Source organism: Agrobacterium sp. LR_9, from assembly GCF_041954855.1.
Taxonomy (GTDB): Bacteria; Pseudomonadota; Alphaproteobacteria; order Rhizobiales; family Rhizobiaceae; genus Agrobacterium; species Agrobacterium leguminum.
In genome coordinates this window covers 128,315-147,679 of the sequence record NZ_JAVAYA010000011.1, presented here as the reverse complement: position 1 = coordinate 147,679, position 19,365 = coordinate 128,315, and the positions used below count along the sequence as shown (strand labels likewise).

General features: G+C 57.8%; 26 protein-coding genes. 11 read left to right on the top strand and 15 right to left on the bottom strand.

What is annotated here, in order from left to right; genetic code table 11:
* The first annotated feature begins 119 nt into the window (after positions 1-119).
* Positions 120-287 (top strand): hypothetical protein, encoded by a 168-nt coding sequence (locus RAC79_RS14750; protein WP_174039650.1) that lies wholly within the window; start codon positions 120-122, stop codon positions 285-287.
* Positions 288-433: 146 nt separating this feature from the next.
* On the top strand, positions 434-958 hold the full coding sequence (locus RAC79_RS14745) for a sigma-70 family RNA polymerase sigma factor (protein WP_078051586.1): 525 nt from the start codon (positions 434-436) through the stop codon (positions 956-958).
* Between the two features lie 475 nt (positions 959-1,433).
* Here RAC79_RS14745 and RAC79_RS14740 read toward each other — a convergent pair whose 3' ends face one another.
* The 3 genes from RAC79_RS14740 to RAC79_RS14730 all read right to left on the bottom strand — a co-directional run bounded on the left by RAC79_RS14740 (position 1,434) and on the right by RAC79_RS14730 (position 2,943).
* Positions 1,434-1,661 carry a hypothetical protein gene (locus RAC79_RS14740; RefSeq protein ID WP_065656246.1) on the bottom strand — a complete coding sequence of 76 codons (228 nt, stop codon included), beginning with the start codon at positions 1,659-1,661 and terminating at the stop codon, positions 1,434-1,436.
* Between the two features lie 124 nt (positions 1,662-1,785).
* Positions 1,786-2,568, bottom strand: a complete 783-nt coding sequence (locus RAC79_RS14735) for a Crp/Fnr family transcriptional regulator (protein ID WP_174036480.1) — start codon at positions 2,566-2,568, stop codon at positions 1,786-1,788.
* A 15-nt stretch (positions 2,569-2,583) separates the two neighbouring features.
* Positions 2,584-2,943 (bottom strand): hypothetical protein, encoded by a 360-nt coding sequence (locus tag RAC79_RS14730; RefSeq protein WP_003520657.1) that lies wholly within the window; start codon positions 2,941-2,943, stop codon positions 2,584-2,586.
* Between the two features lie 295 nt (positions 2,944-3,238).
* Here RAC79_RS14730 and RAC79_RS14725 point away from each other — a divergent pair, with 295 nt between their 5' ends.
* Both RAC79_RS14725 and RAC79_RS14720 read left to right on the top strand, forming a co-directional pair.
* Positions 3,239-3,511, top strand: a complete 273-nt coding sequence (locus RAC79_RS14725; RefSeq protein ID WP_065656249.1) for a DUF982 domain-containing protein — start codon at positions 3,239-3,241, stop codon at positions 3,509-3,511.
* Between the two features lie 45 nt (positions 3,512-3,556).
* The gene (locus RAC79_RS14720) at positions 3,557-3,805 is read left to right on the top strand and encodes a hypothetical protein (RefSeq protein WP_125145403.1); all 249 of its coding nucleotides are present in this window, start codon (positions 3,557-3,559) and stop codon (positions 3,803-3,805) included.
* 24 nt (positions 3,806-3,829) lie between these two features.
* Here RAC79_RS14720 and RAC79_RS14715 read toward each other — a convergent pair whose 3' ends face one another.
* Entirely contained in the window at positions 3,830-4,165 is a 336-nt protein-coding gene (locus tag RAC79_RS14715) for a hypothetical protein (RefSeq protein WP_174039649.1), read from the bottom strand.
* A gap of 89 nt (positions 4,166-4,254) precedes the next feature.
* Complete coding sequence (locus RAC79_RS14710; protein ID WP_065656252.1) at positions 4,255-4,911, bottom strand: UdgX family uracil-DNA binding protein; 657 nt, start codon at positions 4,909-4,911, stop codon at positions 4,255-4,257.
* Positions 4,912-5,173: 262 nt separating this feature from the next.
* Here RAC79_RS14710 and RAC79_RS14705 point away from each other — a divergent pair, with 262 nt between their 5' ends.
* Complete coding sequence (locus RAC79_RS14705; protein ID WP_174039648.1) at positions 5,174-5,947, top strand: Crp/Fnr family transcriptional regulator; 774 nt, start codon at positions 5,174-5,176, stop codon at positions 5,945-5,947.
* Here the strand turns inward: RAC79_RS14705 and RAC79_RS14700 are convergent.
* On the bottom strand, positions 5,900-6,139 hold the full coding sequence (locus tag RAC79_RS14700) for a DUF6894 family protein (RefSeq protein WP_078051592.1): 240 nt from the start codon (positions 6,137-6,139) through the stop codon (positions 5,900-5,902). The two genes, RAC79_RS14705 and RAC79_RS14700, sit on opposite strands and share 48 nt — an antisense overlap.
* Before the next feature lie 54 nt (positions 6,140-6,193).
* On the bottom strand, positions 6,194-6,538 hold the full coding sequence (locus RAC79_RS14695) for a hypothetical protein (RefSeq protein ID WP_223215547.1): 345 nt from the start codon (positions 6,536-6,538) through the stop codon (positions 6,194-6,196).
* On the opposite strand from RAC79_RS14695, the gene RAC79_RS14690 reads away from it, so the two are divergent.
* Genes RAC79_RS14690 through RAC79_RS14680 form a run of 3 tightly spaced genes read left to right on the top strand, consistent with a single transcriptional unit; the run spans position 6,531 to position 7,276 of the window.
* Positions 6,531-6,734 carry a hypothetical protein gene (locus RAC79_RS14690; RefSeq protein ID WP_035237037.1) on the top strand — a complete coding sequence of 68 codons (204 nt, stop codon included), beginning with the start codon at positions 6,531-6,533 and terminating at the stop codon, positions 6,732-6,734. The genes RAC79_RS14695 and RAC79_RS14690 overlap by 8 nt on opposite strands.
* Before the next feature lie 42 nt (positions 6,735-6,776).
* A complete protein-coding gene (locus RAC79_RS14685) occupies positions 6,777-6,965 on the top strand; it encodes a hypothetical protein (RefSeq protein WP_078051594.1) in 189 nt (62 codons plus the stop codon).
* A 20-nt stretch (positions 6,966-6,985) separates the two neighbouring features.
* Positions 6,986-7,276 (top strand): DUF3175 domain-containing protein, encoded by a 291-nt coding sequence (locus RAC79_RS14680; protein ID WP_174000082.1) that lies wholly within the window; start codon positions 6,986-6,988, stop codon positions 7,274-7,276.
* A gap of 182 nt (positions 7,277-7,458) precedes the next feature.
* On the opposite strand, the gene RAC79_RS14675 is transcribed toward RAC79_RS14680, so the two are convergent.
* The 4 genes from RAC79_RS14675 to RAC79_RS14660 form a co-directional block, all read right to left on the bottom strand.
* The gene (locus tag RAC79_RS14675) at positions 7,459-7,974 is read right to left on the bottom strand and encodes a DUF305 domain-containing protein (RefSeq protein WP_174039647.1); all 516 of its coding nucleotides are present in this window, start codon (positions 7,972-7,974) and stop codon (positions 7,459-7,461) included.
* Positions 7,975-8,081: 107 nt separating this feature from the next.
* The gene (locus RAC79_RS14670; protein WP_078051597.1) at positions 8,082-8,528 is read right to left on the bottom strand and encodes a CBS domain-containing protein; all 447 of its coding nucleotides are present in this window, start codon (positions 8,526-8,528) and stop codon (positions 8,082-8,084) included.
* 43 nt (positions 8,529-8,571) lie between these two features.
* Positions 8,572-8,886, bottom strand: coding sequence for a plasmid stabilization protein (locus tag RAC79_RS14665; RefSeq protein ID WP_104679587.1), 315 nt, complete (start codon positions 8,884-8,886; stop codon positions 8,572-8,574).
* A 159-nt stretch (positions 8,887-9,045) separates the two neighbouring features.
* On the bottom strand, positions 9,046-9,975 hold the full coding sequence (locus RAC79_RS14660) for a LysR family transcriptional regulator (RefSeq protein WP_080856778.1): 930 nt from the start codon (positions 9,973-9,975) through the stop codon (positions 9,046-9,048).
* A gap of 160 nt (positions 9,976-10,135) precedes the next feature.
* Here RAC79_RS14660 and RAC79_RS14655 point away from each other — a divergent pair, with 160 nt between their 5' ends.
* Both RAC79_RS14655 and RAC79_RS14650 read left to right on the top strand, forming a co-directional pair.
* Positions 10,136-11,824 carry a GMC family oxidoreductase gene (locus RAC79_RS14655; RefSeq protein WP_174039646.1) on the top strand — a complete coding sequence of 563 codons (1,689 nt, stop codon included), beginning with the start codon at positions 10,136-10,138 and terminating at the stop codon, positions 11,822-11,824.
* Positions 11,825-11,849: 25 nt separating this feature from the next.
* The gene (locus tag RAC79_RS14650; protein WP_142844984.1) at positions 11,850-14,363 is read left to right on the top strand and encodes a CoA transferase; all 2,514 of its coding nucleotides are present in this window, start codon (positions 11,850-11,852) and stop codon (positions 14,361-14,363) included.
* 110 nt (positions 14,364-14,473) lie between these two features.
* Here the strand turns inward: RAC79_RS14650 and RAC79_RS14645 are convergent, their stop codons facing one another.
* Together RAC79_RS14645 and RAC79_RS14640 are read right to left on the bottom strand one after the other, a co-directional pair.
* Positions 14,474-15,715, bottom strand: coding sequence for a Zn-dependent hydrolase (locus RAC79_RS14645; protein WP_142844983.1), 1,242 nt, complete (start codon positions 15,713-15,715; stop codon positions 14,474-14,476).
* 13 nt (positions 15,716-15,728) lie between these two features.
* Positions 15,729-16,571 carry a BtpA/SgcQ family protein gene (locus tag RAC79_RS14640; RefSeq protein WP_078051602.1) on the bottom strand — a complete coding sequence of 281 codons (843 nt, stop codon included), beginning with the start codon at positions 16,569-16,571 and terminating at the stop codon, positions 15,729-15,731.
* A gap of 24 nt (positions 16,572-16,595) precedes the next feature.
* Between RAC79_RS14640 and RAC79_RS14635 the strand changes: the two genes are divergently transcribed.
* The gene (locus RAC79_RS14635) at positions 16,596-17,492 is read left to right on the top strand and encodes a ribokinase (RefSeq protein WP_142844982.1); all 897 of its coding nucleotides are present in this window, start codon (positions 16,596-16,598) and stop codon (positions 17,490-17,492) included.
* A 9-nt stretch (positions 17,493-17,501) separates the two neighbouring features.
* On the opposite strand, the gene RAC79_RS14630 is transcribed toward RAC79_RS14635, so the two are convergent.
* Both RAC79_RS14630 and RAC79_RS14625 read right to left on the bottom strand, forming a co-directional pair.
* Positions 17,502-18,272, bottom strand: coding sequence for a glutamine amidotransferase (locus RAC79_RS14630; protein ID WP_065656265.1), 771 nt, complete (start codon positions 18,270-18,272; stop codon positions 17,502-17,504).
* Positions 18,273-18,296: 24 nt separating this feature from the next.
* Complete coding sequence (locus RAC79_RS14625) at positions 18,297-19,364, bottom strand: phosphotriesterase (protein ID WP_174044807.1); 1,068 nt, start codon at positions 19,362-19,364, stop codon at positions 18,297-18,299.
* Between the last annotated feature and the right edge of the window lies 1 nt (position 19,365).

Sequence of the window (19,365 nt, the reverse complement as noted above, 5' to 3'; positions counted from 1 at the left end):
ACAGCAGCGCTGTTCCCTCAATGCCTCAGCAAGATCGGAACCTCTCAACGACGCTGCGGTTAGAAGACCTGCAGGATAGCGGATCCGCCATTCCTGCAACCATAAGCGGAGATGAAGCGATGAGCCCACCCGACAAGGACACCCAGCCGGAGCCCGGTACGGACGATGCCCGGTTCGTCGATACTGAAGAAAGCCGCCGGGACAGGGAAAAGGCGAGAAAGAACGCGGAACGCATGATCGAAGAGAGGTGGCGGAGGCAACCGCCCAAGGGTGTAGATGAGGCCTGAAACCAACTGTCCTATCTAAAGCTTCGCGCGCGCCTGCGCTTTTCCAATCGACGTCGTCGAAATCCTCATTGATGTCGCCATTGTACGTTGGCGTACAGCAACCAAGCGTCCGCCGAGACATTTCCCCATAGTGAAAGGATGGGAAAATGGCCAAGCACGCTGTGAGTGGAGTTTCCGGAAACACATTGAGTGAAGCGCAGCTGGAGGAGTTGCGCATCGGTATTGCGGAGCTGGCGCCGGCCCTGACGGCTTTTGCGCGCCGCTTCGTCAGAAATGAGGAGGATGTTGACGATCTCGTTCAGGAGACGATGTTGCGGGGGCTTCGGGCCCTGCATGGTTTTACCCCCGGCACGGCGCTGAAATCATGGCTCTTCACCATTTTGCGCAACACGTTCTGCACTCGCTACAAGGTGTCGAGGCGTGAATGCGTCGGCTTGCCGGTCGGTATCGAGCAATCCATGTCTACCCCTGCCAGCCAAGAATGGCGTGTGCAGCATCAGGAGGTCATGAGGGCTATCCGCCATCTCGACAAGGACCAGAAAAAAGCTCTGCTGCTCGTGGCGGCAGGGACGAGTTATTCCGATGCCGCCGCCATCTGCGGCTGCCGGGTGGGCACCATCAAAAGCCGCGTCAACAGGGCGAGGGAGTCGCTACGTCGAAATCTGGACTGAGTGCTGGTGACAGCCGGCCGCACGCCGCAGACAGGTGGGCGCTACCTGTCCTGCTGGTGACCTTGATGTGTCGTGTTTATCTTTATGTTTGCCTGCCTCCCGGTCTGGGTTGAAACCTTCTGTTCCTTGACGGCGGAGGTTTCTTCCGTGTTCAGACGGTCGTTGTTGCCGGGCCCTTGCTGGCTTCTGTTCTCTTCGGGAATGGGGAGTGTTTTCCTGGTCATGTTACACCTCGTCCGGCATGAGTTCGTGGAGCGACCCGAACCATGCTTGCGCAGGTTTGTTCCCCCGTCCGTCGACGTCTTTCATATTGCAGGCGAGTGACGCCACGGATGGATGAATGGGAAACCGGAACGCATCATTCCGTTTCTGGGCATGACGAGGTACGCGATTATCCGAAACCGTAGAGGAACGTCCTTTAAGACCTCATTGAACCTGAGACCAAGCCGAACCGACAACGCGTAAGGCTGGAAAATCAGCCGACAAGCAATTTGGTTCGAAAATAGAGAGTCGCGAGCCGCTGAAGCTTCAGGGGATCGACAACGCCGCGATCATACATTTTCAGGACATAGCGGGCGACGTCTGCCCGGCACAAAGCCGGATCGCGTTCTGCGGACAGAACATTCTCGTAGGCTGCCTTAACGATGTTGATGTCTTCGTTCAGAAAAATTCCGGAACTCTGGTACTCGTGATTGGCGTGCATTTCACCTCCTTGAAACGCATCCTGCATTTCACAGCGTGAGGGAAGATGAACCCATACTATAGGGAAATGGCCAAACGTAAATGTTCGGAAGCGTACCGAACGACGATTGAGAAGGTCGTGCGGACTACCGAACCCCGCTGCTTTCGACAATGACGAGGTCGTCAAGCGGGATTTCAGACTGGTATTCGCGCAGAAAGCGGGCGAATACACGATTGCTTTCCTCTTCAGGCATGCCGTAGAGATCGCGCGCATAGTTCTCGAGCATCTCGCGGTTCCTGATCGTAATTCTTCCCCTTTCGGAACGAATGAACCCATGGCTTTCGAGAACGTGGAGGGCGTCCGTTACACTTGCTCGCCTGACGGCCAGCATGGTGGACAAAAAGTCGTGGGTCAGTGGCAGATGATTGCCTTCTATGCGGTCGTGGCACATCAGGAGCCAGCGGGCGAGCCGCTCCGTTACGGACTGGGTGGCATTGGAAGACGCCGTGTATTCCACCTGCGTTCTTGAGATGTGCAGTGCACAGACAAGAATCTCGAAAAAGACCCGATATTTTTCAAGAAGCGCTTCAAACGACCGCATGTCCATGACAAGGGCTTCGCCGGGAGCCTGTATCACGATTTCGGTCAGGTTTGTTTCCGCGCCAGCGACCGCCCCTGTCGGCACAAATCCCTCTCTCCCGACAAGCCCCGCTTCTGTTTTGCGCTCCGATTTGGTGACGACCACGACGGAGGCAATGCCGGATGACAGGAAGAAAACACGCTCGACGGGCGCGCCGGCGGAAATCAATACATCGCCCAATGCGAGCTTGATGGGCTTACAGACGCCCGTTACGTCACGCCTGATGTCATCTGGCAGAAGAGAAAGCAGAAAATTCTTTTCGCCATCGCCCTCAGCTTGTTTCAACATAACACGTGCCTCGCTTTAATGTCTGATGCCCCCTCCTTGAGCCATCAAAGCGGAAACAATGTTTTCGATGTCTTCCGAACGTCCGGAGAGGACAAAAGGTCCCGGCTCGCTGTCAATAACCGTCTCTGGCACGAAAAAAAGATAAGGAATTGCCTCTTCGTCCAGTTGTTCGGTGAGACGCAGCATGACGTCCGCCTCGTAACGAACGTCAATAATCGCCGCGGCAAATTTGAGAGCGTCTTCACTTTCAATGAAGCTGGCGGAGTAGGGTCCTTCCAGGCCGATCTGGGCATGAAACCACGCCATTCGGATTTCCGATGTAACAGTATCTGTCATGCCAATGATTGCGATGGTGAGGCGTTTAACGGTCTGCATGCTTTACTCCTCGCGCACCATCGGCATGCGTGCCTGTTCCCACCATAACGCCTGAGCAAGACGATTTCAGCCGCCCGGTCACAGAATTTATCAAATAAGCGCGAGGGAAGTGCTGCAATGTCAGAAATTGATCCCGAAAAACAGCGGCCAATACTCGAATTCGAGAGGTAATGATCTGATGTTCTAGCGCCTTGCGGCGGAACAATTGCGCATGAGCGGGGTTGGGGCGTCTTCCGGATTGGAAGGATTTCCTTCTTCGAGATGCGAGCCGGTGTTAGCGAGGGAAGATAAGACAATGACCACCATTCCGCTGATCGGTGCCGGTGCGCTTGAGATTTCGCTGGTCAGCCGGCAGTTTCTGATCGCCGACATGAAAGAGGCAATCTCTCTGCTGGAAGAACACTGGCCGGTAAAAACCGGTGTGCACTATCGTCTTGCCCTCAGGAGTTGCCGACTCGCTCTGTTGCGAAATGGCTCCTCAACCGTTGCGCGGGAACACCTGATTGCCGCGTGCCTGGAGGCGGGCGTGAGCCATAAAGCCGTTTCCACCGATCAAATCCGTCTTTAGGTCAGGTCCATGCGAACTTGTATTCATCCATAGGGGAGGTATCCGATGGCGGGGAAAAATAATGACATGGCTGATGCGCCGCGGGAAAGCATCAGGCCCGAACAGGATATGAACCGACCGTTAAGTGAAAGGCTCGACTCGAAATTCTCGCCCATCGGCATAGATGATGGCGATTTTCGAGGGCGCAAACGGACGTGGAAAACCATGATGGTCTATACGCTGGTCGTATTCGCCCTCGCTGTTGCGATTGCACTCTATTTTCTCACAGGAACACATCCCGGCCGCGCGGTGTGAGGCGAGGCCGGGATGTGTTCCGGTCTATACTTTGCCAGCTGCCAGATCGAGGCTGCCGATCGATGGAAAGCAGACTTCTTCGCTTCTTCGCCGCAAGGGAATATCCACCTGATAGGGCACAGCCACCATCAGTTGCAGGGGGGTGCGCAACCGGTTCGTTGCCGTGGTGTCGGTCAGGGTCAGATGGGCGGTCGCAGCAAGGCGTTCCGCCTCCTGCGTTGGGACCACATTGCTCTCCAGCAGCTTCGCAGCCGCCAAAGCCAGGTGGCGGCTGGGATAAACTGCCCTCATGACCTCAGAGACGACAACGGCCCACCCGTTCTCATGCGCGATGATTTGATATTCGATGCTCTTTTCCATGGTGTTCAAGCCTCCCTGTTCGGTCGCACCTAACCACGATGGGAGAAGCTTGTTCCTCACGTTGGGGCGATTGCGGCAGGCCGGTTTGGCTAAGTCGTCGCGCCAAGGATTTCGCCTATTTTGTGCAGGTCGGAGACGAAGGCGCGGTGCTGTCGATCCGCCTCCTGCCGGTCGCGAAGGCGCAGCAGATAAGATGGATGGATGGTGACGAGAAGGCGTGTGCCGGCCCGCGTCAAAAGAACATGCCCGCGTTCCTTTGTCACGCCGCTTGCGCGTCCCGTCAGCGCGTAAAAGGCCGTGGCGCCCATTGCTACGATAAGGTCTGGCTCGACGAGCCGCAGTTCTGCACCCAGCCACCAGGCGCAGCGCTGCACCTCCCCGCCGTTCGGGCGGGCATGCAGACGTCGTTTCCCACGCTGCTCGAATTTGAAATGTTTTACGGCGTTGGTCACATAACATTGCGAACGATCCACGCCCGCTTCTTTGAGGCATTCGTCGAGCAGGCGACCGGCCGGACCAACGAAAGGCCTTCCTTTCAGGTCTTCTTCATTGCCCGGCTGTTCGCCGACGAGGACTACCCGCGCCCGGGTGTCGCCGTCGCCGAAAACAAGCTGGGTGGCGTTCCTGTAGAGATCGCATCTTTCACAGCTTTCCGCTTCCTTGCGCAAAGCGCCAAGTGAGGGCGCGCTGGCGCTTTCGGGCTGGAAGGCGGGTGGCAGACGGTTTTTGCGTGTGCTTCTTGCCAAGGTGGTGACTCCCCGCAGATACGGCCATTTCTCCCCTGCCGTGACGGTGGGGGTCCACATACCCAATGACCTGGTTTCGATATATGATGCTGCCTGAAAAATGGGCCAAAATTTGAACCTGCGTCCATCTGCGGTGCAGGAACGATCCGTTCTACCAATTCGTACGGAAACGTACTCACTGTTTTCATGGGATTTTCCGCTGCTAATATGACCGCCGCAGGTTGATGGTTTTTCGAGCAAAGGGGCGACCGGGCGAACCGCTATGCTTGGATCAGATTTTCTTGTTTATAACCGATTGTTGAAGACCCTCGGCACAGAACGCCTGTCGCAGCTTGCGTCGCGGCTGGAGCCCGTGGATCTGCCGACGGGACATCGGCTCGTTGCCGCTGGCAAGCCCATTTCTCATCTCTGTTTTATCGAAACCGGTCTTGCATCGACGGTCGTTCATGATGACGGCGGCAAAAGCATTGAAGCCGTGCTTGTTGGGCGAGAGGGCATCACCGGCTGGCCCGTTCTGCTAGGCGCGGAAACCACGCCGGACGAAACCGTCATGGGCGTGGGCGGTCGTGGCTTCCTGATTCCGGCCGCTGAAATACGGCGGGAAATGGAGGAAGACGCGCGCCTGCGTGAGCTTTTGCTGGGCTATATCAACATCTGCCTGCTTCAGGCCAGCCAGCTTGTGCTGGCAAATGGGCAATATGGTCTGCGGGAAAGGCTCGCACGCTGGCTGCTGATGTGTCATGACCGCCTCGATACGGATGATTTGCCGATTACCCATGAGTTTCTCTCCACCGTTCTTGGGGTGCGGCGGCCTGGCATCACCAACGAGCTGCATGTTCTCGAAGGCATTCATGCCATTCGCGCCAGCCGCGGAAATGTCCGCATTGTCAATCGCGGTATACTGGAAGACGTCGCCGACATGACCTATGGCGTCCCCGAAAGAGAATATGAAACACTGATGGCCCGTATGCGGACGGATGATGCCCTTTCAGTCCTTTCGGTCCAGCGCATCGCTGAAACGGACGACTTTCAGTAAGTCATGCTGCTTGTTACGGATGATGATGCATCCTTCGGAAATGTCACGCCCTTGCAGGATCGCCTCGCTCATCAAGGCGCGGGCGTCCTTGCGCGCCTCTTCGATCGCTTGGTCGAGGGAAGGGAGCTCGCTTCCTTCCGGGTCATCAAGGACGTTTTTACCGCTGATTACATTGAAGAAAAATCTTGGCATTGCGGGTCTTCCCAAGGAACGATGGTCGCCGCTGACGCATGGAGTGGCCTATCCCTAGCCAAACTGCCGCAAATATTGCGCCTGTTTTTCAAGCCGTGCGGCAAGTTCGGAAATGCTCATATTCGTCGCGCATAGATGGATGGCGCATTCCAGGAAGTGCAGGGATGAGCGTCGGAGAAAGTCCTGCTGCTGCTCATGCGCCATTCTGGAGATGCGATCGGTTTTTCCGGATTTATCCGTCATCTTCTGTTCCCTCGGTTTGAATTCTGGGTCGCCTAACCAGTGGAGCGTGCAATTGTTTCGAAAAAAATTCCGCTGTTGCCTCCCCGTCTTCGCGGAACATTGCCCCAGCAAAGTGGTTGGGGAGCGTTGAACCCAACCGGAGGCAATGATGACCAATAATTCTCCACGAGACGGTGCTCCCGGCACCACCGACCAATCGCCGCGATGGGAAGGGCCGAAGGAAAGCCGACCCAGAGGCTACATGAAACCCACGGACGACCCCGAGCACGATCGGGATGCTGTCGGTGAAAATCTCAAGGACCCACGGAAGAAGCGTGTTTCCGATGCAATGAAAACCCGCGACGACCAATAGGCCAGCGGCTTGTCCGCTGCCACCCGACGACAGGAGGAATAAATGTCCACCTCGACGAAAACACCGGCAAGTATCCGGCAGGGCGGGCCGGGCTCTTCCCATGAAAACGCAAAGGCCCCACTGGAGATCAAGAAACCTGCGGCAGACAATGACAAACGTTCAAAGAGCAGGGTTTCCGGGGGAGGGGGTGAGCGTGACAGTCACCACACCCATGACCCCGAACGAAAATAATTATCCGCCGGGAGAGAACGATGAAAAAGGCAAAAAAGAAAAAGAAGTGGTCACAGAAGGTGACCAGGGAAAGCGATGCGCTCGATCTTGAGAAGGAGGTGTTCACCAAAGACGATCCTTCACAGATCGCACGTTCGCTGAAAGCTTCGGCGGAACAATCCTCCAGGCGCAAGACCAGCCCTTTCCGGTCTGCAATGTCGATGCTGGTGTTTTACATCAACCGTGCTGGCCGGACGTTGCCCGGAAATCGCAAGGAAGTGCTGGAAGACGCGAAGGATGAGCTTCGCAAGGAATTCGGGAAATCGCGATAGACGCACGGCACTCGCTTTTGGCCCCTATCACGCGAAGCGCGAAGGAGGGCTGGGGGCCGTGCAGCAGAAAATTGCTCCTCATGTAATATTAAGTCCCGGAACTCCTGTGAGCCGCCATGCCCCCGCGAAACGCAGGATGACGACGCGGCGACGTCAACGGGCGCGGCCAGAGACGCTGGCGATCATCTCGAAGGGCCGCCGATCTCTGTGTGGAGGCGCTCGTCGATTGCGTTCATTTGCTCGATTTCGGCGCGCTGGCCGCGGGAAATCTCCGCACAGAGTGCCATAAGTTCCGGATCGGTGATCCTAGCATTTCTGCACATGAGAATGGCGCCGGAATGATGGGGGACCATCGAAGCAATGAATTGTCGGTCGCCGATCAGGGTCTGGTTGCGCGTACCGGTGAAAGCCGCCACGAAGAGAAGGGCAAGACCGGCATGAAGAAATAGGTTCAGCCGCTTGTTCGGATACATCCCACCCATCGTCGCGAGCATGAGGATGCCCATTGGCGCAACCATGGTTAGGGCCATGTAGACCATGTTGAGATTGTTCCGGAAGTCGCCCCAGCCGTCGATCATGGAGAACATCACGAGGTACATAACCACCAGGCTGAGGACCATGTTAACGGCGAAAGCCGCATAGGGATGGCCGGCGGCGTGGGCTTTCCCCTCATGATTGGCGCCGTGATTGTCGTACATCTGGTCCTCCCGTTGCCGCCCAGCGGCTTGCCCCGGAGAGGAGTGCAGCCCTCTCCGGTGATGATCTAGTCGGTGGAGCCAGTCAAAACAGGCTCGGGGCCATAGGGCTAATGCGGCTGCACGCCCGACTGGCTATGGGTCCCGCCGGGACGGGAGATCGCTGCCAATGCCTCGCCCACGCCGTTGCCGTCGGTTTCCACGGCGACATCGCCAAGGGACAGGATCCCCACCAGCTGCTTGTTGCGGTCGAGGACGGGAATACGGCGGATCTGCTGGTCGCCGAGATTGCCGCAGACATCTTCCACATCCTCGTCATCGAAGCAGTATTTCACTTCCCTGGACATGATGTCGCTCGCTTTGGTGTCCGGACCTTTGCCTTCGGCAACTGCGCGAATTGCGATATCCCGGTCGGTGAGCATTCCCACCAACTTTCCTTCCTTGCCGACCGGCAGGACACCGGCATCGATTTCCGCCATGATGCGGGCTGCTTCCTGAATGGTTTCTTCCGCATTCACGACACGCACATCATGCGTCATGACCTCCTGGACTTTCATCGCGGTAACTCCTTCTGACGGTAAATCCTTGCTGCGCACCCGCTTAGTGCTGGGCGTGCTGCTCATTGCGCTTGCGGGTGGCGGCGGCCTTTTTGGCGGAACTGGATCGCTCTGCCTTCGGTCTTGCAGCAGCTGCCTCGCCACCTTTGCGGCCACCCTTTTCGGAAGAGGCGTGGTTCTCGGCATGACCGCGGCCGGAGCCGGATTTCTTGCCGCCGCCGCTTTCCTTGTTCACGGTGGCCCAGGCACGCCGCTCGGCCTCTTTCTCGCCGACGCCGCGATCCTCATATCCTTCTTCGATATGCTCGGCCTTGCGCTTCTGTTTGTCCGTATAGGAAGACTTGTCGCCACGGGGCATCGTGCTTCTCCTCTTGGTTGAAGCGCCCCTAACTCCAGTGATCAAACGATGTTCCCGAGATAACCCAGTCTCCGGCCCTCTCGCTTCTTACCGTTGACAGTCCGACGGAGATCACGCGTTTCTGAAACAGGCCTCGGGCACCATTGACCGGCAACCGGCCTACTGGACCCAAACGCGTCTAATTGCGTCGAATGCCGCGATGATAGAAGGATCGCCCATACGCGCTTCCAGGCAGAGGAAACTCAAGGTCGTCGAGAGCTTCACATTGTCCGCGATGACCAGTCCATGAGACTGCTGTTCATGCAGGGCAATCGATTCCCGGCAAAGGCTTAGTCCGACCCCCGTGCGCGTCATGGCGATCATGGACGCTTCCTGGTCCACTTGGGCCACGATGTGTTGGCGAACGCCAAGTTTGGTGAACAGCCGGGCCAGCATCCGATTATGGACCGATGCGGGTGGCGTGCCGATCCATGGGAGGGAGGCAAGCTGTAACCAATCGGCCCCTCGCACAAAGCTTGCGAGCGATGGCGGAGCGACGACGCAATAGGTCAATTGGGCAAGTGAGCGAGCGTAGAAAAGCGATGCGGTATTCTCTCCAGTGACGTCGGGCGACGGGTCATAGTCCCGTGGGTCACCGAGATAGAAACCGGCGTCGAGCTCGTTGCGCTTGAGCCTCTCCGGCACATCACCGCTCATTCCGTGACGCAACGTTGTTTCTATACCCGGTCCGCTTTCAAGAAGCGCTTTCAGAAAGGCGCCCAGCCGTGTGAATTCAGGATCGATGATCGTGCCGATCCGCAATTTGCCCCGGACCCTCGTCGATAAATTACCGGCCGTCTGACCGAAGTCCGTCAGCGCCGCCAGCACTTGCTCGGCTTTTGCAGCCAACAGCGCACCTTCCTGTGTCAACTCCAAACCCGTCGAGGTTCGCCGGAACAGGGTCAGCCCGGTGTCGGTGGCCAAGCGTTTCAACTGAAGCGTCACCGCCGGCTGCGTGACGTGCAGTTGCTCGGCGGCTCGGGTGACGTTTCCTTCCCGCCCCACGGTAACAAACGCCCGTAATGTTCTCAGATCGATACCTTCCAGCATATTAATTTCACTTATAATGCTCGGTTGAATTTGTCATTGGATTTTACGAGCGAATGTTGGCTATGCATCTAATTAAAGCAGGGAGGGAGCATGGCATGCCACGGCAAAGTGTCCAATCTTATAATTATGTGGCGTTCCATCGCGATGGGGGTGCAACCCGATGAGGACTGGTGGTTCCGGAACTTTCCGCGACGTTTTTGACTACGTTATTGTTGGCGGTGGCTCCGCAGGCTGCCTCCTCGCCAATCGCCTCAGCCGTGACCCGTCAAAACGTGTTCTTTTGCTGGAAGCCGGCCGAAAGGACGACTATCCATGGATACATATCCCGGTCGGCTACCTCTATTGCATCGGCAATCCGCGCACAGACTGGCTTTATAAAACCGAGCCAGATGCCGGCCTGAACGGCCGTTCGCTGCGCTATCCCCGCGGCAAGACGCTTGGCGGCTGCTCATCGATCAACGGCATGATCTATATGCGTGGTCAGGCGCGCGATTTTGACGGGTGGGCAGCGGCAACCGGCGATGATGCCTGGTCCTGGCAAAATTGCCTGCCCGATTTCAAGGTGCATGAGGATCATTACCGGCTGGACGATGGCGCGGATCCGAAGACCGGCGACAACAGCCGGTTCTCCGACATGCATGGCCATGGCGGCGAATGGCGGATCGAGAAGCAGCGTCTGAAATGGGACATTCTCGAATCCTTCGCGGAGGCCGCCGTGGAAGCTGGCATTCCGCGTTCGGACGATTTCAACAGCGGCGACAATGAAGGTGTGGGCTATTTCGAGGTCAATCAGCGCTCCGGCTGGCGCTGGAACACGTCAAAGGCTTTCCTGCGCCCGGCGCGGAACCGTCCCAACCTGACGATCTGGACGCAATCTCATGTCGAGCGTTTGATCCTTGTAAAAGAGGCGTCCGGTCGCAAACGGTGCATCGGTGTCATGGTTGAGCGCCACGGGCAGCGCACGGAGGTTGGGGCGCGCGGAGAGGTTATTCTCTCTGCAGGTGCAATCGGATCACCCCAAATCCTGCAATTATCGGGCATCGGACCCGCCGCACTGCTGAAGCGTCACGGCGTTGAGGTCGAACACGACCTGCCAGGTGTCGGTGAAAATCTTCAGGACCATCTGCAAATTCGTGCGGTCTTCAAGGTCGGTAATGCGAAAACGCTTAATACGCTCGCCAACAGCGTTTTGGGTAAAGCAATGATCGGGCTCGAATATGCGTTGAAACGCAGTGGTCCGATGAGCATGTCGCCCTCGCAACTCGGCGCCTTCACGCGTTCCGATGAAAGCCAGGCCCATGCCAATCTGGAGTATCACGTCCAGCCCCTCAGCCTCGACGCGTTCGGTGAGCCGCTGCACACTATTCCCGCCTTCACTGCCAGTGTTTGCAATCTGAACCCGACCAGCGTTGGAAGCGTGCGGATTCGCTCCGGCAAAGTGTCGGACGCGCCGGCAATTGCGCCGAACTATCTCAGCACCGAAGAAGACCGCGGGATAGCTGCCCAAAGCCTCCGCCAGGTGCGCAAAATCGTGTCGCAGCCAGCGCTGGCAAAATACCGGCCTGAGGAATGGAAGCCAGGTCCGCAGTTCCAGAGTGATGAGGAACTGGCGCGGCTTGCGGGCGATATTGCCAATACCATTTTCCATCCGGTGGGTACGACGAAAATGGGCCGCGATGACGATCCGACGGCAGTCGTCGACAGTCGCCTCAGGGTACGCGGAGTTGCAGGGCTGCGTGTTGTCGACGCGGGCATCATGCCGAAGATCACAAGCGGCAACACCAACGCACCGACGCTTATGATTGCCGAAAAGGCGGCCGGCTGGATCATTGCCGACGCACACGCATAGAAAATTCTTGGGGAGGTTCAAAGAGATGACATCGACCGCACGGTCCACGCTTCCGCTTTCCGGCGTTCGGGTGGTTGATTTCGGGCAATATATTGCCGGCCCCGCCGTCGCCATGATCCTTGGCGATCTGGGTGCGACTGTCGTGCATATCGATCCCCCTGGCGGCCCGCTGTGGCAGAGCCCAGCCAATGCAACGCTCAATCGCAACAAAGCCATCGTCAACATCGATCTGAAGGTGCCTGAGGGCCGCAATCAGGCGTTGGCGCTCATCGCGGAAGCAGACATTGTCATCGAAAATTTTCGCCCGGGCAAACTGGCGGCGCTCGGAATAAATTTTTCAACGCTCCGGCAGGAACGGCCGGAGTTGATCACGCTTTCCATCCCCGGCTTTGCTTCGAACGACGAGGAAAGGCGTGAGCTGCGCGCCTATGAAAGCGTCATCGCGGCAAGCTCCGGCGTTTTTACGGATATGGGCCTCAATCGGGTGCTCATGGGCGTCAACCCGTCCTTCTCCCCGCTGCCGCTGGCCTCGGCCTATGGCGCCATGCTGGCGTCGTCTGCAACAGTCCTCGCCTTGCAGGCGCGTGAGCGCACTGGGCTTGGCGATCACATCGAGGTGCCGCTTGCCAGCGCCGTCATGGAAGGACTGTGCTACAACTCGATCAAGATCGAAGGGCTCCCGGATCGGTATATCACGCAGCGCGAGCAGGAAATCGCCCGCCGCCGGGCCGAAGGCCTGCCGATGAACCTGAGTTACGAGGATCTGCAGGAACTTCTGGATCCCTTTTACAGAAGCTACCTCTGCAAGGACGGGCGGATGTTTTACGTCGTCTGCCCCAGCCACAAGAACCACGCGAAGCGCTGCCTGCAAGCGCTCGGCATCTACGATGAACTCGTGGCCGACGGGCTGACGGAGGAGGAAGATACATATCTTCCGACTTCTGAATGGAAATCCGATGTATCGCTCGGCGTCTACCCTTTGCCCAAGTTCTGGGCCGACAAGATCGCGGCAAGAATGAAGGAGGTGTTCATCACGCGGACCGCAAAGGAGTGGGAGCGCATATTCGGGCGTGGCGGCTTTCCCGGCGCTCCGCAGCGCTGGCTGCAGGAATGGATCAACGACGACCACGCTGAGACGGCGGGTCTTATGATCGATGTCAAGGACCCGGAATATGGGACCATGATCCAGCCTGGGCCGGTCGTCTGGCTCGAGGAAAGCGGCGCTGAAGCGCTCTCTCCAATGCCCCGGCGGTGGGTCGAGTTTTCGACCGCGTTATCCCTGCTGAAGAATGAGAAGACCGAACTTCCACGCATAACCAATCCCGATGATCGCAGCGGTTGGCTACAGGGCGTTCGTGTGCTCGACCTTTGCAATGTGATCGCCGGTCCGCATTGTGTTTATTATCTGGCACGTTTCGGTGCCGAAGTGATCAAGCTTGATCCTGCCTCGCCTCTCTACGATTGCTGGAATACCGTGATTTTCGGTATGTCGCACATGCGCGGAAAACAATCGGCGCTCATCGACATAAAAGCGCCCGAGGGTAAAAAGGCGCTCGAGGCCCTGATAAAGTCGGTCGATGTCATCGTCTGGAATGCGCCCGACAATCAGATCTTCAACATGGGGCTTGATGCCGAGACGCTGAAAACAATCAACCCGGATGCCATTTTCTGTAAACTCGACTGCTTTAGCGGCGTGAGCCGTGGCCCGAGGACCGATTATGTCGGTTATGACGACCTGGTCCAGGCAGCGACCGGCATCATGCTCCGTTTCGGTGGCTCGATGCACGAACCGGAAGAACATGCGCATGTCGGTACGATCGACGTTATGTGCGGATTCGGCGGTGCACTGGGGGTCGCGGCGGCCCTTTACCAGAAACTGAAGACCGGTCGGGTTGGTCGCGGACGGACGTCTCTTTCTGCAAACAGCGGGCTCCTCCAGATTCCATTCTCCTATGACTATCGCGGTAGAAGTCTCTTCAACGAACCTGCCGGTCGGTACGTGGCGGGATATGATGCCCTGACCCGCTTTTATTATACCGCTTCCGGCGACTATCTGCTGTTCAGCTCAAATGAGCAGGATGTGCCAAAGCTTGACTGCCTGGACGACTTCAAAGGAATAGCCAGTCTGCCGAAAGACGAACGCGACGCATTTCTTTCCAGTATTTTTGCCGGCGATACCTCTCAATCGTGGTTGGAGAAGCTCCAACGGGAAGGTTTCGGAGCGGTGATTTGCGACAATATCGACGCGTTGCGATCCCGCTATTCACGGCAAGCCGACGGGACGAACGGTGTAGACAGAGGAAGTTATTCTTTCTCCATTTATGCAGACCATCCAAGCGGCCACGTTGTGACGCAGCTCGATCCCTGTGCCATTCGCCCCAGCCGCAGCTCGATCGTCTCTCCGCCGCCGGCGGAAAAATACGGTGCCTCAACCGTAAAGGTCCTCGAAGAGGTCGGCTATACGGAAAAAGAGATCGAGAAGCTGCTTGAGGACGGTGTTGCGAGCCAGAGCTGGAGCACGGAGTATCTGCCGAGCTGAAACCTCGAAGCTCGGTCGGAAACCGATAACGTTGTGGAAAATGGCAGGATTGCCCAGCGAGCTGATCAGGCCATGCGCAAGCATCCTGTCCCACGGTCGTCGAAGGTGACCTATGACAGGATTTGAAGAACCGAAGCGAAAAGCATGTTGCATCCCGCTATGCTATGTTCAGGTTCAACATGCTCTGCCTCGTTATGACTGAGACCGTCGCGGCACGGCACAAAAATCATGGCCGATGGTGCGACCCTGTTCATGAAAAGTGCATCGTGAAATGCGCCTGACAACATGCGTTCGGTCGAAAAACCGCGCTCCCGCGCGGCGCGGCCCAATGCCGAGACGATGCCATCCTGGAAATTCGCCGGCGGCATGTCGAATATCTGTCCAATCGTCGCTTCGCATTTTTGGTCCATCGCAGCGTCGTGCACGATCGCGCGGATTTTGCTCTCCATTTCGTCGAGTGTTTCTGATGAGGGATGTCTGATATCGACGGTGAAAGTCACGGATTGTGGAATGGCGTTCACGGCACCGGGCTGCAACGCCATTCGGCCAACGGTGAACCGGGCCGCAGGATCCAGCGGCATCATGGCGGGGAAAAGCGACCCCAGCGCATTGACCGCGGCATGAAAAGGATCGCGTCTATATGCTAGGGCTGTTGTGCCGGCATGAGCAGTCTGGCCGGTGATTGACACCTCCAGCCAGCGTGTACCCTGTATGCCCGTCACAATCCCGATGGGCACGCCCTGTTTTTCAAGGGATGGACCCTGCTCTATATGTACCTCGACAAAAGCAAAGACCGGAAAACCAAGATCGCGCATGGTCGCTTCCGGCAGGCTTTTTAGGGTGGCGTCAAGCTCACCGGCAAAACCGGCGCCGTCATCCGTTGCCGCAAGATGAAGCCAGTTTTCGGGGATATTACCGGAAGCAAAAGCCATGGAGCCCATGCAGCCGGGAGCGAAGCGGCAGCCTTCCTCATTGGTGAAGGCGACCACCTCAATGGGGCGCTCCGTATCTATTCCGAAATCTTCGAGCGTTTCGAGAACCTCGAATGCCGAAAGCGTTCCCAGTGCTCCATCAAACCGGCCGCCTGACGGCTGGCTATCCAGATGGCTGCCGATCAGAAGCGGTGCAAGGCTCTCGTCGCGGCCACTCCTCCGAATGAAAAGATTGGCAAGGGGATCCTGAAACACGGAAAACCCCCGATCAATGGCGAGTTTCGCCAGCAGTCGTCTCGCCTCACGATCCAGTGCGGTCAACGCCTGCCGGTTGACGCCGCCCTTTTCAGTCGCGCCGATCGCCGCAAATCGATCGAGATTTGCCAGCAGTCTTTCGCCGTTGATCGAAAGTTTTGCCATTGCTGTCTCCTTTTCAGCCGTCGAGGCCGGGCTGAGCCGCTGCAACGAAAGAACGTACCCGGGACAGTTCGACCGGGTTCCACCAGACGCCGCCTTCCTTCAGCGATGACGCCACGATTACGCCATTGGTGCGTTTGAGGATTTCGATAATATTGCCTTCGTTGACCCCTGAGCCGACCAGAAGCGGCAGATGCGTGGCCGCGCCGATCTCCTCGATCTCTTCAAGAGACGCGCTGTTTCCGGTCCGCTGGCCTGTCGCTATGACGGCATCGGCGTCGAAGAAGGCGAGATCGCGCGTCAGTTCATCAATGCTGCGATCCGCGGTGATGGCGTGGGCGCCGTGCTTCACATGGCTGTCGGCAAAAACCTTGATGTGCTCCGCCCTTAGCAATGAACGGTAGCGCATCGCCTCGGCTGCACGTCCCTCCATGAAACCCTCATTGGCCACATAGGCGTTTGCCCATTGATTGACGCGGATAAATTTCGCCCCGCCCGCCATGGCGATTGCAAGGGCAGGGATGGGAGCATTGGCCAGCACATTGATACCAACGGGCACGCCGACGGCGCGAACGATGCGGTCCGTCACCACGCTCATGAAGGCTGAGGTTTCCGGTCCGATATCATCTGGTTTGGAGAAGGGAACGTCACCGTGGTTTTCGACGATCAGACCGTGCATGCCGCCTTCAACAAGGCGTTCGGCGTCGCGCATGCACGCATCGTAGATCGCATCCATGCTTGCGTTCCGATAACGCGGCGCTCCGGGAAAGGCCGGGCAATGTATCATGCCGATCAGCGCCTTGTTGCGACCGAAAATTTCCTTGATAGCATTGGCCGCGTTGTCGGATATGGTCTGCATTTCAGTCCCTTTCGAAAGTTTTCCATGCGTGCCTTTGTTGTCGGCAATATCGCACTTGATGAAACCTATTCCATTGCCGCACTGCCGGATGCGGGCGCTTCAATCTTTGGCGAGCAGGCCTCGCGCAGTCTCGGTGGCAAAGGCTGCAACCAGGCCATTGTTCTTTCGAGATGCGGTGTCGAAACCACGCTCGTCGCCGCCGTCGGCAGCGATGAGCGTGCGATTGCGATCGAAAAGGCACTCACCCGCGAGCGCCTGACACCAAAGCTCATTTCCGTCGATAGCCCCACCAGCGATATCTCCATCATCCTGACCACCCCCGACGGTGAAAACTCGATCATCACTACCCGTTCGGCAGCGGCAGCGCTCGATCAGAAAGCTGCCTTGGACGCCCTTGCCGTCGCCGTCTCCGGTGACCTCCTCGTTTTGCAGGGCAATCTTTCGGAAGAAACGACCCTTGCCATTCTCAATGCGGCGAGATCGAAGGGACTAAAGACGGCTTTCAATCCGTCGCCGCTTCAGCCCTGGTTTGCAAGCGTCCTGCCGTTCATCGATATCGCCGTCCTCAACCGCCTCGAGGCCGAGGCGCTGACGGGTGAGAGAGGGTCCGATGCCGGAGCGTGCCTGCTGCGCGCCGGTGTCGGCCTCGTCATCGTCACGCTCGGCGGACAAGGCTGTGCGCTCGTGTCCGCCGAAGGCGCTATCGAGGTGCCGGCTGCGCCCGCCACAATCGTCGACACCACGGGCGCCGGCGATTGCTTCACGGGTGTTGCGCTCGCCTCCGCCATGCTTCGCGGCGTCGCCGTGGACGCGCGTGCCCTTGAGGATGCCTCAAGGGCCGCAGCCATCACGGTTGGCCGTCGGGGCACGCAGGATGCCTTTCCCAGTCGTCAAGAACTGATGACCATTTTGCAGGCGTAGCCGCTCTGGTCACGGCTTTTCCGTCAGCCAGCCGAGAATGTTCTTCCACAGCCGCCCATAGCCATCCCATTCGCAGAAGGCTGGAGAAAGCCAGTGCGGACCAATGTCGGATGTCCATGCGGCCGTGCGGCCCTTGCCGAACCGACCGGTGACGAGCAGCGGATGGGAACCCTGATCTTCCGGCAGACGTGCAACCACCTCGACATCGGCGCGGTCACGCACCTCAACCTCGTTCACCCCCAGCAGAAGTGGCCATTCGCCGGAAAGGCCTGCCACGGTTGGATGGTCGGGTTTCAGAATATCGGCCGTCGAGCCCTCAGGAATTTCCACGCGATCGTCCCATGGAAGGCAGGTGACGGGCAACGTATCTTCCACCGGCGTGCGGCGCCAGCGGGCCTTACCATCAATACCCTGAAAGGAAAAATAGCCGCCGACCATCAGCAGGCCGCCGCCCTTTTCCACCCATGCCTTGATGAGCTTCAACCGGTTCGGCACGGTTTTGGACTGCAGCCAGACGGCCGGCGGCAGCAGAAGCGAATTTGCACCGATATCCGAGAGAATGATGACGTCATAGGTATCTAACCCCGCCATCTCGAAGGGAAATTTTTCCACCGCATCATGGGCGGTCATGTAAGTCAGCTCATATTCGCTGCCTTCCAGAGCCTTCACCAGCGGTTCTGCACCCAGATGAAAGGTGACGCTGCCAAATTGATCGAAGCCCTTGTAGTGGGTGGCGGAGCTGACCCAGCTTTCACCGACGAGGAGCACTTTTTTCGTCATGATCTTTCCATTTCCATAGTTTCGTCAGGTCTTCGCCTGGAAGACCGAGCGCGGGTTGTCCCGCATGAGAGTTTGAAGAGTGGCGTCATCGAGCCCGTGCCGCTTCAGCCGCGGCAGGAAGTGTCTGAGGATATAGGCGTAGCCATTGCCGCCATATCGGGTCAGCATCATTTTCAGGAAGACGTCATGAGACAGCAGAATGCGGTCGAGGTAACCGCCCTCCGCCAGCGTGACAATCGAACGGGCGGCATCCTCGTCGCTGGGGCATTGCACCTGCTGGTCGGCGTAGAAAAAATCCATACCGATCATGTCGTATTCGATGAAGGCGCGGCGATCTGCGAGTTCGCTCTGGTAGGTGATATCCGCGTGGGACGGGTTCATGTGACAAAGAACCGTATGGTTTAGATCGGCGCCTTCATCCGCGACGATGTCGAGAACCCTGTGTCCCAGCCGAAGCCATCCCGGCAAATGAACCATCAGGGGAAGGCCGGTGCGGACCTGCGCCTGCGCCGCTCCCCGCAGGGACTTTTCCTCCGCTGCCGTGAAATCCGCGGAGACACCGATTTCGCCGATCAGACCGATGCGGACATCGGTGCCATCGACACCGTGGAGCGCTTCGTGCACGATCTCGTCGGCTATGGCTTCGACCGTGAGCCCGGCCACTTTTTCGGGGTGGGAGGACGCAAGGTAATAACCCGCTCCCATCACGACGTTGAGCCCGGTTGCCTCCGAAATCCTCCGCAGCGCCAGGGGATTTCTGCCGATGCCTTGGCAGGTCGGTTCCACGACCGTCTGTCCACCGGCGGTCGCGAAATCTTTCAGTTCCGCAATCGCCAGGGGTTCGTCGTCGAGCGTGATATTGTGCTTGTTGACGAATGGGTCCTGACGCAACTCGCCGAGGATTTCCATGCAGACAAAGCCTTCGGCAAGATATTGTCTCTCCGGTGTCCTGGGGGCGTGCCACCAGCAACGGCAATCGTTGAGGATGTGCTCGTGCATCAGGGTCACGCCAAGCTGGTTCGCAGCGATTGCGCCACGCACGGTCATGATCTTTCCCGACCGGATATGTCCCTCAGAGAGTTCCGTGGTCATC

What these genes read in the sequence shown, in the direction of transcription:
- RAC79_RS14750 (WP_174039650.1), top strand. Translation starts at nt 120, where the DNA reads ATGAGCCCACCCGACAAGGACACCCAGCCGGAGCCCGGTACGGACGAT.
- RAC79_RS14745 (WP_078051586.1), top strand. Translation starts at nt 434, where the DNA reads ATGGCCAAGCACGCTGTGAGTGGAGTTTCCGGAAACACATTGAGTGAA.
- RAC79_RS14740 (WP_065656246.1), bottom strand. Translation starts at nt 1,661, where the DNA reads ATGCACGCCAATCACGAGTACCAGAGTTCCGGAATTTTTCTGAACGAA.
- RAC79_RS14735 (WP_174036480.1), bottom strand. Translation starts at nt 2,568, where the DNA reads ATGTTGAAACAAGCTGAGGGCGATGGCGAAAAGAATTTTCTGCTTTCT.
- RAC79_RS14730 (WP_003520657.1), bottom strand. Translation starts at nt 2,943, where the DNA reads ATGCAGACCGTTAAACGCCTCACCATCGCAATCATTGGCATGACAGAT.
- RAC79_RS14725 (WP_065656249.1), top strand. Translation starts at nt 3,239, where the DNA reads ATGACCACCATTCCGCTGATCGGTGCCGGTGCGCTTGAGATTTCGCTG.
- RAC79_RS14720 (WP_125145403.1), top strand. Translation starts at nt 3,557, where the DNA reads ATGGCGGGGAAAAATAATGACATGGCTGATGCGCCGCGGGAAAGCATC.
- RAC79_RS14715 (WP_174039649.1), bottom strand. Translation starts at nt 4,165, where the DNA reads ATGGAAAAGAGCATCGAATATCAAATCATCGCGCATGAGAACGGGTGG.
- RAC79_RS14705 (WP_174039648.1), top strand. Translation starts at nt 5,174, where the DNA reads ATGCTTGGATCAGATTTTCTTGTTTATAACCGATTGTTGAAGACCCTC.
- RAC79_RS14700 (WP_078051592.1), bottom strand. Translation starts at nt 6,139, where the DNA reads ATGCCAAGATTTTTCTTCAATGTAATCAGCGGTAAAAACGTCCTTGAT.
- RAC79_RS14690 (WP_035237037.1), top strand. Translation starts at nt 6,531, where the DNA reads ATGACCAATAATTCTCCACGAGACGGTGCTCCCGGCACCACCGACCAA.
- RAC79_RS14685 (WP_078051594.1), top strand. Translation starts at nt 6,777, where the DNA reads ATGTCCACCTCGACGAAAACACCGGCAAGTATCCGGCAGGGCGGGCCG.
- RAC79_RS14680 (WP_174000082.1), top strand. Translation starts at nt 6,986, where the DNA reads ATGAAAAAGGCAAAAAAGAAAAAGAAGTGGTCACAGAAGGTGACCAGG.
- RAC79_RS14675 (WP_174039647.1), bottom strand. Translation starts at nt 7,974, where the DNA reads ATGTACGACAATCACGGCGCCAATCATGAGGGGAAAGCCCACGCCGCC.
- RAC79_RS14670 (WP_078051597.1), bottom strand. Translation starts at nt 8,528, where the DNA reads ATGAAAGTCCAGGAGGTCATGACGCATGATGTGCGTGTCGTGAATGCG.
- RAC79_RS14665 (WP_104679587.1), bottom strand. Translation starts at nt 8,886, where the DNA reads ATGCCCCGTGGCGACAAGTCTTCCTATACGGACAAACAGAAGCGCAAG.
- RAC79_RS14660 (WP_080856778.1), bottom strand. Translation starts at nt 9,975, where the DNA reads ATGCTGGAAGGTATCGATCTGAGAACATTACGGGCGTTTGTTACCGTG.
- RAC79_RS14655 (WP_174039646.1), top strand. Translation starts at nt 10,136, where the DNA reads ATGAGGACTGGTGGTTCCGGAACTTTCCGCGACGTTTTTGACTACGTT.
- RAC79_RS14650 (WP_142844984.1), top strand. Translation starts at nt 11,850, where the DNA reads ATGACATCGACCGCACGGTCCACGCTTCCGCTTTCCGGCGTTCGGGTG.
- RAC79_RS14645 (WP_142844983.1), bottom strand. Translation starts at nt 15,715, where the DNA reads ATGGCAAAACTTTCGATCAACGGCGAAAGACTGCTGGCAAATCTCGAT.
- RAC79_RS14640 (WP_078051602.1), bottom strand. Translation starts at nt 16,571, where the DNA reads ATGCAGACCATATCCGACAACGCGGCCAATGCTATCAAGGAAATTTTC.
- RAC79_RS14635 (WP_142844982.1), top strand. Translation starts at nt 16,596, where the DNA reads ATGCGTGCCTTTGTTGTCGGCAATATCGCACTTGATGAAACCTATTCC.
- RAC79_RS14630 (WP_065656265.1), bottom strand. Translation starts at nt 18,272, where the DNA reads ATGACGAAAAAAGTGCTCCTCGTCGGTGAAAGCTGGGTCAGCTCCGCC.
- RAC79_RS14625 (WP_174044807.1), bottom strand. Translation starts at nt 19,364, where the DNA reads ATGACCACGGAACTCTCTGAGGGACATATCCGGTCGGGAAAGATCATG.